Source organism: Paenarthrobacter sp. MSM-2-10-13 (assembly GCF_011605365.1).
Classification (GTDB): Bacteria; Actinomycetota; Actinomycetes; order Actinomycetales; family Micrococcaceae; genus Arthrobacter.
In genome coordinates this window covers 460,811-475,680 of sequence record NZ_JAAOXO010000001.1, presented here as the reverse complement: position 1 = coordinate 475,680, position 14,870 = coordinate 460,811, and the positions used below count along the sequence as shown (strand labels likewise).

Below are 14,870 nucleotides of genomic sequence, written 5' to 3'. Positions count from 1 at the left end.
CGTTGAATGGTGATTAGCAGACGTGATGCCGCCTTGGCCCTTGATATTTCGATGGAAATGGCCCAACGCCACGGTATTCCGTCCCGCCTCTCGGAGGCCGACCTCAGGGACATGCAGGACAACCCCCCAGCGTGGTTGGTACAGTCCCGAGCCAACCGAACCGGTAAGCGACCCGTGTGGGTCCATCTGACCTGCGCTGTGTGCGGCTACACCGAGGCCGTTCGCCCCAAGAAATGGTGGCCCGATTTCTCCTTCGTCTTCTGTGGCACCCACCGGAACAGCGAACTGCCCGAACTCTTCCTCGGTGACGTACGCAGCGAATATGAAGGCGTCGGAAGCCGATTCGTCGGTGTAGTGGACGTCCGCAAGGACCAAGGCTAAACAGGGAGCCTAGCCGGGAACTCCTAGGCCGGCTGACTCATTTCGGATGGCACGGCAGTGAGCTGGAGGGCCTTGCCATCGCGGAGCACCGTCAACGGGAAAGTTTCGCCGATAGCCTCGGCAAACAGCAATTTCTGCAGGCTTTCAGCGCTGGAAACCGCTCGGTCCTGCGCGCGCAACACCACATCCCCTGCTTGGAGTCCGGACAACTCCGCGGGCGAGCCCGGAATGACCTCCACCACCCGCAGACCCTCCTTCTGGCCGGTCCTAACCACCGCACTCGCATCGAGGGGTATGGGCGTGCTGACCAGGCCCAGGTATGCGCGGCGAACGCGGCCGTCCCTCAGCAGCGACGCGATGATCCGTTGCGTCGTGGTGTTGATTGGTACTGCCAGCCCGAGCCCGAGGCCGGCAACGGCGGTGTTGATGCCCACGATTCGCCCCCTTGTGTCGGCCAGTGCACCTCCGGAGTTTCCCGGATTCAGGGCGGCGTCGGTTTGGATGACATCCTCGATCACCCGCCTGTGCTCGCCTGCCCTCACGGGAATGGACCGCCCCAAGCCGCTCACTACGCCAGCGGTCACCGAACCGGCCAGGCCCAGCGGATTGCCCACGGCAATCACTAATTGGCCTACCTGCAACGTGTCGGCATTGCCCAGCAATGCCGGCAACGTGGGGTGTCACAGATTCAGCAACGCGTATGACGTTCCGGGAGTACGCGTCCAAGGCTTCATGGTCGTCCGCGGCTTGCTCTTCAAATGCTGGATTTGTGCTCATCACGTGTCTCCTGCCAACGCCCTGCCACGCTTAACCGCGATCCTTCAGCGAAGCGCCCAACCAGTACAACTGCCAAGCAGGTGCCGGTAGTCCTGAACGCGCTACGCCGTAGGTGAACGCACCCTGCAGACGGCAAAAGGAAAGCCCCCGGATCACGAGGATCCGAGGGCTTTCAGGGGTGGAGATGGGGGGAATTGAACCCCCGTCCGATGTCGTTTTGTCAGGGCTTCTCCGGGCGCAGTTCGCGTCGGATTTTCTCGGCCCCAGCCATCCTGCGAACAGGTGGCTGATCCGGGCCCAGTCATCTAAGAGTCCCGTTTACCTCAATGACGAAGGCAAACAGCAGTGGCTATCTAAATGACGCCAGGAACCGGGGCGATAGCAACCCCGGGCTGACGGACTGTCTTACTGCTTAGGCAGCGAGAGCGAAGTCAGTGCGCTTAGATTCGGCACTTATTGGTTTGCAGACAGCGTTTACGAGATAATTCTGCATCCTCGGCCCGCTTCACCTGTCGCGACTAACATCGTCGAAACCGATCATCCCCGTATTTTGTTACCAAACCCGCCAAGAGTCTTTGAACTCTCGTCGGACTACTTATCATAACGCATTCATGCAGTGGATCATTCCCCGGACACATGCCACTTAGCGGCGGTTGCGCTCGCGCAACTCACGCAGAGATTCTCGCTTGTCCTGCTGCTCGCGAAGGGTCTGACGCTTGTCATAGTCCTTCTTACCGCGGGCAATCGCGATCTCCACCTTGGCCCGGCCGTCCAGGAAGTAGAGCTGGAGAGGCACAACAGTGAATCCGGACTCACGAATCTTCTGCGAAATCTTGTCCAGTTCATCGCGGTGCAGCAAAAGCTTACGACGCCGGCGGGCGGCATGGTTGGTCCAGCTCCCCTGGTGATACTCCGGGATATGGATACCCTCCATCCACAATTCGTCATTGTAGAAGGTGCAAAAGCCATCAACCATGGAGGCATGGCCCTCACGGAGGGACTTCACCTCTGTTCCCATGAGGGCAATACCTGCCTCATAGGTATCCAGGACATGGTAGTTGTGCCGGGCCTTTCGATTGGTGGCCACTACCTTACGGCCACTTTCCTTGGGCACGGTAGAACTCCTTGTTAGATGCGGATTTCAACTAGTGTACGCCAGCGCGGCGGTGCCACCGCGCGCCAGGCGCACGTTAGAGAAGAGTCATGGGATCCACTGCGGCACCGTTGAGCCAGGTTTCGAAGTGCGCGTGGCAACCCGTCGAGTTACCCGTGCTGCCCGAATAGGCAATGAGTTGCCCCGCCGAAACCTGCTGACCATTCGCCACCACAATGCTGCTGTTGTGGTAGTAGATGGTGGTCAAAGAGTTGCCTTGCACCACACCATGGGAGATCTTCACACGCCATCCGCCGCCATCGGCAGAGTTCCAACCAGAATTGAAGACCTCACCCGCAGCGGCTGCGTAGACGGGCGTGCCGCATGCCGCTCCGAAGTCGATCCCTGTGTGCATGTAACCGCCGGTGCCATAGAAATCAATGGTGCCCGGTGGTGTCGCCCGCCAGCCAAAACCAGAGGTAATGGGAACAGCGCTGGCGAACGGGTGCCGGAGACCAAACGCCGACGGCGAACCGGCAGGCGGAGGAGAATACGGCGGCTCAGGAGGTGCAGGCCGTCCTTGGGCTGCTGCCGCAGCAGCGGCGGCAGCAGCAGCTGCTTCCGCGATCCGCCGTTGTTCGGCTTCCCATGCTTCCCTCAGCTTCCGGTCGCGCTCCACGATTTCGGCGGCGATCGTATTCTGTTCTGCCTTTACCCGGGCCAGGTTGGCTTCAATGCCGGGTTTCGCGGCCTGAAGTTGCCCATTGAGGCGGGTGGTGTCCTCAATCAGCTTGTCGACTTCAGCTTTTTTGCTCGCAGCTTCATCCCTTGCCGACTTTTCGCGCTCCAGCGCGGCGTCCGCCTTGCTCTTCAGGTCCTGGATTTCTTCCTCAACAGCAACAAGCCTCGCCTGCGAGTTCACATTGGTGGCGTTCTGCTGGGTGAGTTTGGTCATCGCCGCGTTTTGGCTACGCATGGCCTGATCAGCCAAGTCCATGGACTCTGTCAGGCTGCCGGATTCACTGGATCCGAACAGCAGTGCAATATTGGTGGGGACGCCACCGGATTTGTACGCCTGTGAGGCGATCTGACCGATCAGCTTCTTGGTGTCGGTGATTTTCTGCTTGTCACTCTCCAGCTGCTCAGTAATCTTGGCCTTGTTCTGCTGGGCAAGTTCAACCCTGGCGGCAAGAGCTTCGACTTCCTTGACCGCACTGGCCACCCTGCCCTGCGCCTCCAGCAGCGCCTGCTGTGCTCCGGGAAGGCGGCCCTGGTAGATCACCAGATCACCGGCAGCCTTTGCAATGTTCGCATCAACAAACTCCAATGATGCTTGAACCCGCGCAGATTCTGCTTCCAAGGCAGCTTGCTGGTCTTCCAGGCTGTCAGCTGTTGCGGTTGGCGCGCCCGATAGCAGACTGACTGCCAAGCCCACAGCGAGGACGGCCCCCAAAAACCGAGCATGGCCTGACGCAAAGCGCCGGCGCAGGGGGTTCGGGTCCAACGTGGTCATCAGAAGTCCTTTTCGCTTGTCAGCATGGCAGTTATTTCATTCCGGGTATCCACGGTTACACCTTCAGGTAACGCCGAAGGGTCAACAGCGAAGATATACCCGCCAAACCGGCGCCAAGTGCAATCAGGACCGGTGCGATCACCAGGACCTGGGTCGAGGAGATGAACGGAGTATTCAGGAACTGACGCGACAAATCACCATTGAGCCAGAAATGTGCCATCAGCCAGAGAGTGACGGAGGCCAGCAGTGCCCCCACCACGGCCGCTATGACACCCTCAAGGATGAACGGCAATTGGATCACCATCTTTGATGCTCCCACGAGCCGCATGATTCCCGTCTCCCGCCGTCGGCTGAAGGCCGAGAGCCGGATGGTGGTGGTGATCAGCAGGACCGCGCAGAAGATCATCACCGCCGCCACGCCGATGGCTGCAACTGATGCCCCGTTCATCCAGGAAAAGATGCGTTCCAGCACCTGCCGTTGGTCGCTGACCGTCTCAACACCGGGCTGCGAAGAAAACGTCTCGCTGATGATTTGGTACTTTTCAGGGTTTTTCATGTTGATGCGGAAGGAGGCCGGCAACTGGTCTTCAGAGACGGAGTCCACAATGGGCGAATTGGAGAACTGCTCCTTGAAATGCTTGTACGCCTCAGCTTGGGACTCAAACTGGAAATCGTTGATATACGGCTTTATTGCCGGGGATTCTAGCATCGCCTGCAGGTTAGCCTGCTGCTCCTTGGTGGCCGAACCCGAAGCGCAACCGACCGCCGTCGAGCCATCGTTGCAGAGGAACACCGCAACCTGGACTTTGTCGTACCAAAAGCCCTTCATCTGGTTGATCTGCATCTGCAGCATTCCTGCCGCACCGACGAACGTCAGGGACACAAAAGTCACCAGGACCACGGAAATGACCATGGAGAGATTCCGGCGCAGGCCACTGCCGATTTCCCCCAGGATAAACAAAAGCCTCACAGCTGTGCCCCCTGCGCACGGTTAAGTTCCTCGCCGCTGGCATCCCTGAGCCGGCGCGACTCGCCAACCACCGGAATCATCGAGGTGTACAGTGCCTTCGCTTCGTCGCGAATAACCTTGCCGTTCTTAAGTTCCACCACGCGGCGGCGCATTTCATTGACGATGTCGTCGTCGTGGGTTGCCATGACCACAGTGGTCCCGTTCTGGTTGATTTTGTCCAGGACGCCCATGATTCCCATTGAGGTAATGGGGTCGAGGTTTCCGGTCGGTTCGTCGGCCAGCAAAATGCCCGGACGGTTGACGACGGCGCGGGCAATCGCCACGCGCTGCTGCTCGCCACCGGAGAGTTCATGGGGCATACGGCGTTCTTTGCCCTCCAGGCCAACGGTCTTCAAGACCTCCGGCACGGTCTCCCGAATAATGGAGCGACTCTTACCTATCACCTGCATCGCAAAAGCTACATTCGCGAACACATTCTTCTGCGGGAGCAACCTGAAGTCCTGGAAGACAACACCGATTCCGCGCCGAAGCTTTGGAACACGCCAACTCGAAATGTTGGCAACGTTCTGGCCCGCGACGTACACCGAGCCGGACGAGGCTTTGTCCTCCTTCAGGATCAGCCGAAGGAAGGTGGACTTGCCAGAGCCTGAAGCGCCCACCAGGAAGGTGAATTCGCCGCGGTTGATCTCAAGGCTCACAGAGTCGAGCGCCGGTCGGGCATTCTGCTCATAGACCTTGGTGACATTCTCAAATCTGATCATGGCCCTTTAGAACCCCGCCGGACATGACGTAGCCGCCCAGTCCAACAGCCGGAGCGCGGGCTTTCGATGGGGGAAGTGAGAGCACCGGCCACTCGACTATACGCACGGGGCAACTGTAATTCCGCAGCTTTCAAAGGCGTGTCGCGGAATCCGAAGACTCATGTGGTTCATGTGGCTCACATGAGGCAGCCCAACTCCTAGTTGGCTGCCGCGTTTCGGTTTCCGGTACGCCAGCGGATGCCGGCGTCGATGAAGTCATCAATGTCGCCGTCAAGTACGGCCGAGGTGTTGCCCACTTCGTGTTCCGTCCGCAGGTCCTTGACCATTTGGTAGGGATTCAGGACGTAGGAGCGCATTTGATCGCCCCAGGACGCCTTGACGTCTCCAGCCAGGGCTTTCTTTTCGGCGTCCTGTTGTTCCTTCTTAACCAGCAGCAATCGCGACTGGAGCACACGCATGGCGGCCGCACGGTTTTGAAGCTGCGATTTCTCATTCTGCATAGAGACCACAATGCCCGTAGGGATGTGTGTCAGCCGCACGGCGGAGTCAGTGGTGTTCACGGACTGCCCACCCGGACCCGACGAGCGGAAGACGTCAACACGGATCTCGTTATCCGGGATCTCGATCGAGTCCGTCTGCTCGATCAAGGGAATGACTTCTACCGCAGCGAAGGATGTCTGACGGCGTCCCTGATTATCAAAGGGACTGATGCGAACCAACCGGTGCGTACCGGCCTCGACGCTCAAGGTGCCGAAGGCGTAGGGGGCCTTCACTTCGAAGGTGGCGGATTTCAAGCCCGCTTCTTCAGCGTAGGACGTATCCATGACGGTGGTCGGATAGCCGTGGCGTTCAGCCCAACGCAGGTACATCCTCATCAACATCTCGGCGAAATCGGCTGCATCAACGCCACCGGCTCCGGCCCTGATGGTGACGACGGCTTCGCGTTCGTCATACTCTCCGGACAGCAGCGTAGTAATTTCAAGCTCAGCCAGCGCTTTGCGGATGGAGGAAAGTTCCTTGGCCGCTTCGGACATGGAGTCCTCGTCGCCCTCGTCCTGGCCGAGTTCCACAAGGACTTCGAGGTCGTCAATACGGGACGCAAGCTTGGACAGGCGCTCAACTTCAGACTGCCTGTGCGACAAACGCGAGGTGATGACCTGGGCGGAAGCAGGATCGTCCCAAAGGTCCGGAGCCCCTGCCTGCTCGCTCAGCTCAGCGATCTCAGCCTTGAGGGCATCGACATCGGTGACGTTTTCAATGGAGCTGTACGTTGCTCGAAGTGCGCGGATTTCCGCGGGAAAATCAATTTCAGCCATGATCATCCCAGCGTACGCTATCCATTGCACTCCCCGATGGCTCCCCTAACCCCGTGCCCGTGGGGCACTCCCCCATAGCTCCCCGCCCGGCGGATTATTACTGGGTCAGTCGGGATCGGGCCGTCGCTTTCGCCTCGATGAGAATCCCATCCGGTAGAAGAAAACTGACCACGGGAGGGCGCACGACGGCGGTGAGGACCACTACGGCAGTCCCGCCAGGCTCACTTCCGGTACCTTCCGCGACAGCCAGGTTTTCATGCCGGGATCCGGCATTACCAGCTCTCAGGTACGACTCCGTTGCGGCCAGCACTCTCGCTTCGACCAAGGAGGGGGAGGGGAAACTAGCTCCACCGACGTCTCCCGCCACGAAGGAATCCGCTGCCGTGAGCGCGGCACCGTCAGCCAGGGACAGCAGCTTCTTGTGTTCCAAATAGACCGTGGAAGCAGCCATCACCACCGAGGCGAGGAGAAGGGACAAGAGGACGAAGCCAACAATGAGAACCGTTATTTGGCCTTCTTCCGAGGCCCCGCTCCTCGACGAGACCACTCTCACCGGTAACGCCCCACAACCTGCGACGCTGATGCGCTGAGTCGGCTTGCCTTCAACTGCAGCGAGTCCCCGAACGGCATTAGAGGCAGCGAAACGTCCAGGCTTACCGTCACAGTCACCGTTGTACCCGCCGACGAACAAACCGCACGATCACACTCGATCGCCACGCTCGCTAGTTCGGGCGAATAACCGTAGTCCTTGAGGGCAAGGAGCACACTACGCTCCGCCGCAATCCTCGCCATGGCCGGGTCCGATTGAGTCACGAAGACTTTTGCTGCTTGATCCGCAGCACCCACCACCGCAAAGGATCCGCCTTGGACTTGACCTACGGTTACTACGAAATAGACCACAGGAACCATGAGCAACAACGCGAGGAACGTAAATTCCACGACGGCGCTTCCCCGTTGACGTTCAGGATTCTGAAGTCCAGGATTCTGAAGTTCAGGAGTCGCAGAGCCATCAGACGCGCCGCCAGGCGATCTGGCCGGCGAGCACAAGGCCTGGCGCACCCTTTGCCGGCAAGCGGCCAGCACAGCCTTTGGCGCGTCAACCCGGGAGATCCGCATGTCCCTTGACCTCCAACATCCCACCAGGACCGATCAGGCCAACAACAGGCAAGGGTGCCTTCACCGTAACTTCCAAGGTTCGTATCCCATCAATACTGACTTCAGTCGACGTGACGTCACGGGCAAAATCGTGGTTCAAGGCGCCACCGATCAACTCAGCGGTCCTGGCCCGGGCATCCATGAAAGTGCGGTCCGACAACGCCCCGTAACGCGCACCCGACGCCGCTGCATCAATGAGTGTGTTCCGCACATGCAGGACCAGCATGAGTTGAACAATCGACATAAAAAACATAGTCAGCAATGCACCAACCAACACGAAGTCAACCACCGCGGATCCGCGCTCCTTTGCGGCTCCGGCTGGCCCTACGGAAACACGGTCGTGGGTGATCCATGTAGCACGTTCCATCACGCGCGCTACTTGCCTACCTTGCTCATTGCCTGATTGAAGAGGTCGCTCAGCGCCGGCGTGGCGATGGCAAGAAGTCCTGCCACGAGGATCGCGGACATGAGGGTGATCATCACCCAGCCCGGTACGTCACCACGTTGGCGGTCACTCCGCAGCGGCAACGCTCTGCGTGTGATCAGCCCGAACAACCAAGAGGAGCCGAGCAGCAGGAGTGATAGTACGGACAGTTTGCGTGCACTTTGTTTCATGATTTTCCTTAAGGTTTCGAGAAGTGTTGACGTGTTGTGGCGTCTTGGAGCGTGGCGCGTTAAGCGACTACCTAGTTGGCTTGATGGCTGGACGTCAAAGGCTCATTTCCAATGCAGCGATAGCAGGGAAAGCGGCGAATACTACGGTCAGGGGCAGCACTCCGAAGACGAGCGGCACCATCATGGCAATTTCTTTTCGCCCCGCGGACTCCATGAGTTCCCGCTGTGCGGCATCGCGGACGTCCGCCGCCTGCGCCCGGAGAACGTCTGCCAAGGGCGTCCCGCGTTCCACAGCCACCACCAGTCCGTCGATGAACCTGACCAAAGGTGGCAGTTCCGCCCTTGACGAGAAAGCCTGGAGCGCCTCAGTCAGGGGCTTACCGGATCGTGTATCCGCCAGGATTGTGGCGAACTCCCCGGAGAGCTCACCGTTGGAGCTCCGACTTACCCTGTCCATCGCGCCCATTGCGCTCTCCCCCGCAGCGACGGCGAGCGCCATCAACTCCGCGAGGCTGGGAAACTCAGACAACATCCTTGATTCGCGTCGTTTGATCGTCTGCCCCAACAGATAGTCGCGCAACAGGTAACCGCCCAGTGCGCTTCCGATGACCGAGATGCAGGACACCACCGGGCTGAACCGGCCGGCACTGGCGCCGGCAACAACCACGATGACAGCAAGCACAAAAGCGACTCCGGCCCAAAGAAGCTGCTCGGCCCGGAAGTCCAGCGTTGATTTAGTTGAACCGGCACGGGCAAGGCGCTTTGCAAGGGCGGTGGAGCCTACGTTGAAGCGGGACATGGAGGAGACCGCATCGCGGATGATAGGCCGGAGTATTCGTTCCAGGGGTCCAAACGGCGTGAGATTGTGCGTGGGCCTGCGGAGAAGGCGTGATTCGAGATTCTGCGACTTCAACTGCGGTTCGATGCGCTCGGAGAACCTCGTTCCCCGCATGAACGGGAGCCTCGCCAGGATTAACCAGCATCCGGCACCCAGAAGCAGGCCGCACAGCAAGGCTAAAGCGGTTGACGTGTTCATCCGAAAACCCGCTCGTCCTCTGGCAAGGCGCCGACCCGAAGCATCACGGAGTAGCAGAAAGCAGAGACCACAAGGCCTCCAAGCAACACCATGGCGCCGATGCCGGAGTTGAACGCAAGCATGGCTTCAGGCCTGCTTGTCATGACCACCAAAACTATCCAGGGCGCGGCTACGGCGAGTCTGGCTGCATTGATGGTCCATGATTGACGGGCTTCAAGCTCGCTACGCGTCCGTGCGCTATCACGAAGGAAGCCCGACAAAGTCCCCAACATCCGCCCGAGGTCGGAGCCGCCCACTTCGCGGGTCATTCGCAAGGCCTCGATGATGCGATCGGCCACGGGATCAGCGAGGCGCTCTTTGAGTTTGTTCACCGCAGCCTCAAAATTGCCGGTGGCTCTGTAGTCGGACCCGAAATCCAGGAACAATTCCCGCAGTTCTTCGGGCCCGTTGTGTCCCAGCTGTATCAAAGCCTCCGGTAGTGCGAGACCGGCACGGATCGCTGAGCGCAAGTGGTCCACTACGTCCGGCCATAGCTGCCGCAGTGCGTTCCTGCGCTTCCCCGCCCGCCAACGCACAATGGCAAAAGGAACCCAGGAGCCGAAAATTGCGAAACACAGTGCAATTGGCGGGGATCCTGTCAGCACATAAAACGCAAGCAGTGCAAAGAGGCCAAATCCGGCGCAGGTTAGCAGGAGTCCGCCACCGGAAACTTTCTCGATTCCTGCTGACATCAGGAGAAGGTCCAGGCGTCGGGGTCTGTGTCGTTTGGGTTCAGAGGGTGGCTGGACCCACGTGGACCACCACACGAGAAAGACTCCCAAGCCGGCGATGATCCCCAGGAGAGGCGCCATCAGTTCGACTCCAGCAGGGCAGCCACGTCAAAGCCTGCACGCGCAAACTTTTCCGCTGCAGGCATGGAGTTGGCCCGGGGCTGCAGCCGCCCCGCAACCATCCCGAAAACTCCGGAGGACTCGATGATCCCGTTCTCCACCCTCCGTCCCAGGGACAGGATCTCTGTCACCTGCCTGCGCCCGGTTGAATGACGACCGCAGTGCACTACGAGGTCAATGCATGATGCGACAGTCGGCACCACGAAGGCGCTTGAAATATTAGCCCCGGCCAAGAGCGGGAGGGTGCAGATCTTGGTGACAGCGTCATGGGCGGAATTGGCGTGCACAGTACACATCCCGGGTAAGCCTGAGTTCAGTGCAATGAGCATGTCCAGGCTTTCCGCTTCGCGAACCTCTCCTACTATCAAGCGATCAGGACGCATTCGGAGCGCTTCCTTGACAAGCCGCCGCAGAGGAATTTCGCCCTCACCCTCAAGGTTGGGTTGGCGGCATTGCAAACCCACCACGTCGCGCAGAGGCAGCTGTAGCTCAAAGATTTCCTCAACAGTGATGACGCGTTCACGGGAACCGATGCTTGAAGCCAGGCAGTTCAACATGGTGGTCTTCCCCGCTTGGGTTGCCCCCGACACCAGAATGTTCAATCCGCTGGCTACCGACGCTCCCAGGAATCTGGCAGCCTGGGGTGTCAGGCTGCCGAGCTCAACCAGATGTTCGAGCCGGCTTGCCCTTGCGATGAACTTCCTGATGTTAACAGCCCAGTGCTTTCGGGTGATGTCCGGGATCGCTACATGCAATCTGGAACCGTCCGGAAGGGCCGCGTCCACAAAAGGGGACGAAAGATCCACACGGCGCCCGGAACTCTTGAGCATCCTTTCAACAAGATCGTGCACTTGCTGCTCACTAAGACTGATGGCCGTCAGCTCGGACTCCCCATTGCGGGCCACGTAGATTTCGTGCGGCGCGTTGATCCATACCTCTTCAATTCCGGGATCATCCAGAAGTGGCTGCAGGGGGCCAAATCCGGCCACCGCATCAAAGATTTGTTGTCGGGCGGCCTCGAGCTGTCCGAGCGAAGGCAGCGGGCCCAGTAATGCCCGTTCGTCGTAATCGTTGACTGCGGCGTCCACTAGGAGCCGCACGTCCTTGGCTTGTTCCAATGGATCCAAGCCGCGGCGTCGTATGAGCTCCCGGACTTCTCCTTCGACGATTTTTACAGCATCCACATCTTTCCCCGATGATCGCGAGCACGTAAACGAGAGGCGCATCTCGAGTTCTCACGCTAGGCGAGCGGATTCGGGGCCTCAAGTTGCCGTGAAGCGCATGTGGATAACTATCACCAACTGTCACCTCAGCATCGTCAATCCCACTAGTCACTCCAGTTTCGGAATGTTAGGGTAAGCCCGTTAGGAGCTGGCCTTTGGTCTCATGCGCAAGCGCCCGCCCTGGAGCTTGTCCGCAAGCCACCCCATGCGCCGCTGAGCCGCGGTACAGGGCCGGATGTGAAAATGAACATTAAGTCGATGGACCCGGTCCGCCGCATCCCGCTGGCACGTGCAGCCCTGGCGCTCATTCTCGCCTTGGTGGGGGGAAGTTGCCTTGGGGCGCCTGCAGGGGCCCAGACCCCCGGACCGCAACCGGCTCCGCAGTCGGAAGCCCAGGACACTTCGCCATCGCAGGGTCCCCGCCCGGCCGGAAACGGCTCCGGATCATCGGCCCCCGGCAGCGAGTTGCCGGGTAATCCGGCGGTGCCCAACCAGCAAGAGCCGCTGCCCGCCGTCGAACCTTCACCAGCTGTTGCACCGCCGCAAGCCTCGAAGTCCTCGGGGCAGGGTGAAGCCCAACGGCCGACGCCCCAGGCAACGCCTGGCACCGCACCCAATGCCGATGCCATGAAAGCGGCCATGCGGGCAGCAATTCCGGCCGGTGGCGCTGAAATGGGCCAGCGATCGCCAAGGGTGTTGTCGTCAAAGCAACAGAGCGCAAGTGCACCGCCTTCGGGAGCACGTTCAATAGGCGGAGCAGTGAATTCGGTGGTTCCCATGGCGGCCGACCCGGGTCACTGGCGCCCAACCATCGGCATCGCCGGGCAGGATGTCAGCGCCCACCAGGGCAACGTCAACTGGCAAAGCCAATGGAACCAAGGTTCCCGATGGGCCTACGTCAAGGCGTCCGAAGGCAACTACTACCTCAATGAAAACTACACACAGCAGTACAACGGCTCCCGTGACGTAGGCATGGTCAGGGGCGCCTACCACTTCGCTATCCCCAACTGGTCATCGGGCGCGGACCAGGCCAGGTACTTCGTGGCAAACGGTGGCGGTTGGACTGCCGACGGTTACACCCTCCCGCCCGTCCTGGACATCGAATACAACCCCTACGCCGGACGCACCATCAACGGCTTCTACTTCGGCAACACTTGCTACGACATGTCTAAAGCCCAGCTCGGACAATGGGCGGCTGATTTTGGTAACACCGTCAAGGCCCTCACCGGCCGCTTCCCTGTCATTTACAGCACCACCGATTGGTGGAACACCTGCGTAGGGAACCCGACCTTCGGAAACTATCCGCTGTGGCTCGCCTCCTATTGGAACAACCCCACCAACTCGCCCGGGAACATGCCCGTCAGTTGGGACAACTACACCATGTGGCAGTACAGCAGCACCGGTCCCTTCGAAGGTGATTCAAACATCTTCAATGGCACCTATGACCAGCTTCGAACCTTCGCGCGAGGCGCCTCCCGCCCTTCCAGCCCTTCGATCCGATCCGGGGCCGACCTACTCGCCGTCATGCCCTCCGGGCGCCTGGACAATTTCCCGGCGGACGGACAGGGCCGCATCACAGGGCCGGTAGCCATAGGGTCCGGTTGGGGAACCGCGCAATCCGTCCACGTCGTTGACTGGAACCAGGACGGCGTCCAGGACATCCTCGCTCAATGGTCGGATGGCTCGCTCCAAGTCTTCAGAGGAACGTCGGGCGGCGGTTTCCTCACTCCGATACTCGTGGGAACAGGGTGGCAGGAGATGTCGCTGACCGTGGGATGGTGGAACTCCAAGGACGCATATCCCGGTGTTATTGGGCAGGATGGCAAAGGAAACCTCTACCGCTATACGAATGCCGGCGCGGGCGCCCTCAGCGGCGGCGTGCTGATCGGGACCGGATTCGGTGGGCACCAGTTCAACCAATTGGACTTCGACGGTGACGGCAACCAGGACATCGTCTCCCGAACCAACGATGGCACTATGCGCCTCTACCGTTCAAACGGCGTAGGTTCGTTCTTTGCCGAACCGAGCCGGGTGATTGGAAACGGCTGGTCTGCCATGACATCGGTGAGCTCCGCAGCCGGTTTCAACGGCGCCGGTTCGCAGGGACTTCAAGCCCGAACCGCCAACGGCGACCTTTACTACTATCCTGCGGTCTCCGAGTCCTGGGGTAACCGCTTCCTCATCGGCGTGGGCTGGAATGACGCAAACGTCATCAGTGGAGCGCCTGTCAACGTCGAGGCAACTCTGGGAGTCGACACGCAAGACGTCGTCGCTGCCCGCCAGGACGGCAACCTGTACCGATACCCGGGATCAGGTTCCACTTCCTTACTGCCTGCCGAACTTATCGGCGTACAGTGGACCGGCCTAAAGGCAGGTTTCCTGACAGACTGGAACAAAGACGGCGCCTTGGACATCCTTGCGCAATGGAATGACGGGCGGCTCAGCGTCTACCCGGGGTTCAAGGGTCGTGGCTACGGGGCCCCGATCAGCCTCGGCACCGGCTGGAAGGACTGGACCCTCACAGTGGGTTCGTGGAAGAAGTCCGATGCCAGGCCCAGCATCGTAGGATACGACCCCTCAGGTCGTTTATTCCATATCAGCAACCCGTCCGGCGCAGGATTGGGAGCGCGCGTGCAGATTGGTACGGGTTGGTCCGGCTTGAGCATCATCCAGGTGGACTTCGACAAAGACTCGAATATGGATCTGCTGGCCAAGAATACTGCCGGCGAGTTGGTGCTCTACAGATCAAATGGCAGTGGATCATTCGTGCAGGAACCGGCCAACACCGTGGGGGTCGGCTGGAACGTGATCAACAGCTATGGAGCCATCCGTGGATTCGCCGGAGCCGGGTCCACCGGAATCCTGGCACGGACAACTGGCGGCGATCTGCGTTACTACCCTCTGGGACAGAAGGGAAGCTGGGGCACGCCCACCAGGGTGGGCACCGATTGGGGCGCTCTGAAAATTTTCACCCCTGCCGGTTAGGCCCCCGCCGGATTGGCCCCCCGGATCGGCCCAGCTCAGCTGAGGTCCCGGAATTTGAGAAGGACCTGCACGCTCCATAATTGAGCGTGCAGGTCCTTTCGCATTTGGAAAAACTCTCTAAAGGAAACAAATAATGTTTCGGTCGAAGGACGGGG

14 protein-coding genes, 1 other RNA gene and 1 pseudogene are annotated in these 14,870 nt (G+C 59.9%); 2 read left to right on the top strand and 14 right to left on the bottom strand.

What is annotated here, in order from left to right; translation table 11 throughout:
* Window positions 1-6: 6 nt before the first annotated feature.
* A complete protein-coding gene (locus tag HAV21_RS02235) occupies window positions 7-381 on the top strand; it encodes a hypothetical protein (protein WP_223940528.1) in 375 nt (124 codons plus the stop codon).
* Between the two features lie 23 nt (window positions 382-404).
* Here HAV21_RS02235 and HAV21_RS02230 read toward each other — a convergent pair.
* The 14 genes and pseudogenes from HAV21_RS02230 to HAV21_RS02165 all read right to left on the bottom strand — a co-directional run bounded on the left by HAV21_RS02230 (window position 405) and on the right by HAV21_RS02165 (window position 11,691).
* Window positions 405-1,158, bottom strand: a pseudogene (locus HAV21_RS02230) (trypsin-like peptidase domain-containing protein).
* 176 nt (window positions 1,159-1,334) lie between these two features.
* Window positions 1,335-1,703: a transfer-messenger RNA gene (gene ssrA / locus HAV21_RS02225) on the bottom strand.
* A 98-nt stretch (window positions 1,704-1,801) separates the two neighbouring features.
* Complete coding sequence (gene smpB / locus HAV21_RS02220) at window positions 1,802-2,272, bottom strand: SsrA-binding protein SmpB (protein WP_017198498.1); 471 nt, start codon at window positions 2,270-2,272, stop codon at window positions 1,802-1,804.
* A gap of 76 nt (window positions 2,273-2,348) precedes the next feature.
* Window positions 2,349-3,764 carry a M23 family metallopeptidase gene (locus HAV21_RS02215; RefSeq protein ID WP_166840155.1) on the bottom strand — a complete coding sequence of 472 codons (1,416 nt, stop codon included), beginning with the start codon at window positions 3,762-3,764 and terminating at the stop codon, window positions 2,349-2,351.
* 55 nt (window positions 3,765-3,819) lie between these two features.
* Entirely contained in the window at window positions 3,820-4,734 is a 915-nt protein-coding gene (gene ftsX, locus HAV21_RS02210) for a permease-like cell division protein FtsX (RefSeq protein WP_142938587.1), read from the bottom strand.
* Window positions 4,731-5,495 carry a cell division ATP-binding protein FtsE gene (gene ftsE, locus HAV21_RS02205; protein ID WP_017198501.1) on the bottom strand — a complete coding sequence of 255 codons (765 nt, stop codon included), beginning with the start codon at window positions 5,493-5,495 and terminating at the stop codon, window positions 4,731-4,733. The genes ftsX and ftsE overlap by 4 nt, the downstream gene beginning before the upstream one ends.
* Window positions 5,496-5,692: 197 nt before the next feature.
* Window positions 5,693-6,811: a peptide chain release factor 2 gene (gene prfB, locus HAV21_RS02200; protein ID WP_142938586.1), complete on the bottom strand. Its 1,119-nt coding sequence runs from the start codon at window positions 6,809-6,811 to the stop codon at window positions 5,693-5,695.
* A gap of 97 nt (window positions 6,812-6,908) precedes the next feature.
* A complete protein-coding gene (locus tag HAV21_RS02195) occupies window positions 6,909-7,364 on the bottom strand; it encodes a pilus assembly protein TadG-related protein (protein ID WP_142938585.1) in 456 nt (151 codons plus the stop codon).
* A complete protein-coding gene (locus HAV21_RS02190; protein ID WP_308196338.1) occupies window positions 7,361-7,750 on the bottom strand; it encodes a hypothetical protein in 390 nt (129 codons plus the stop codon). Before HAV21_RS02190 ends, HAV21_RS02195 begins: the two co-directional genes overlap by 4 nt.
* A gap of 157 nt (window positions 7,751-7,907) precedes the next feature.
* Window positions 7,908-8,333 (bottom strand): TadE family protein, encoded by a 426-nt coding sequence (locus tag HAV21_RS02185; protein WP_142938583.1) that lies wholly within the window; start codon window positions 8,331-8,333, stop codon window positions 7,908-7,910.
* Window positions 8,334-8,341: 8 nt separating this feature from the next.
* The gene (locus HAV21_RS02180) at window positions 8,342-8,581 is read right to left on the bottom strand and encodes a hypothetical protein (RefSeq protein ID WP_166840153.1); all 240 of its coding nucleotides are present in this window, start codon (window positions 8,579-8,581) and stop codon (window positions 8,342-8,344) included.
* 94 nt (window positions 8,582-8,675) lie between these two features.
* Window positions 8,676-9,617: a type II secretion system F family protein gene (locus HAV21_RS02175; protein ID WP_142938581.1), complete on the bottom strand. Its 942-nt coding sequence runs from the start codon at window positions 9,615-9,617 to the stop codon at window positions 8,676-8,678.
* Window positions 9,614-10,468, bottom strand: coding sequence for a type II secretion system F family protein (locus HAV21_RS02170; protein WP_142938580.1), 855 nt, complete (start codon window positions 10,466-10,468; stop codon window positions 9,614-9,616). The genes HAV21_RS02175 and HAV21_RS02170 overlap by 4 nt, the downstream gene beginning before the upstream one ends.
* Complete coding sequence (locus tag HAV21_RS02165; protein ID WP_166840151.1) at window positions 10,468-11,691, bottom strand: ATPase, T2SS/T4P/T4SS family; 1,224 nt, start codon at window positions 11,689-11,691, stop codon at window positions 10,468-10,470. Before HAV21_RS02165 ends, HAV21_RS02170 begins: the two co-directional genes overlap by 1 nt.
* Window positions 11,692-11,973: 282 nt before the next feature.
* Between HAV21_RS02165 and HAV21_RS02160 the strand changes: the two genes are divergently transcribed.
* On the top strand, window positions 11,974-14,715 hold the full coding sequence (locus tag HAV21_RS02160; RefSeq protein WP_208095775.1) for a GH25 family lysozyme: 2,742 nt from the start codon (window positions 11,974-11,976) through the stop codon (window positions 14,713-14,715).
* Window positions 14,716-14,870 lie beyond the last annotated feature (155 nt).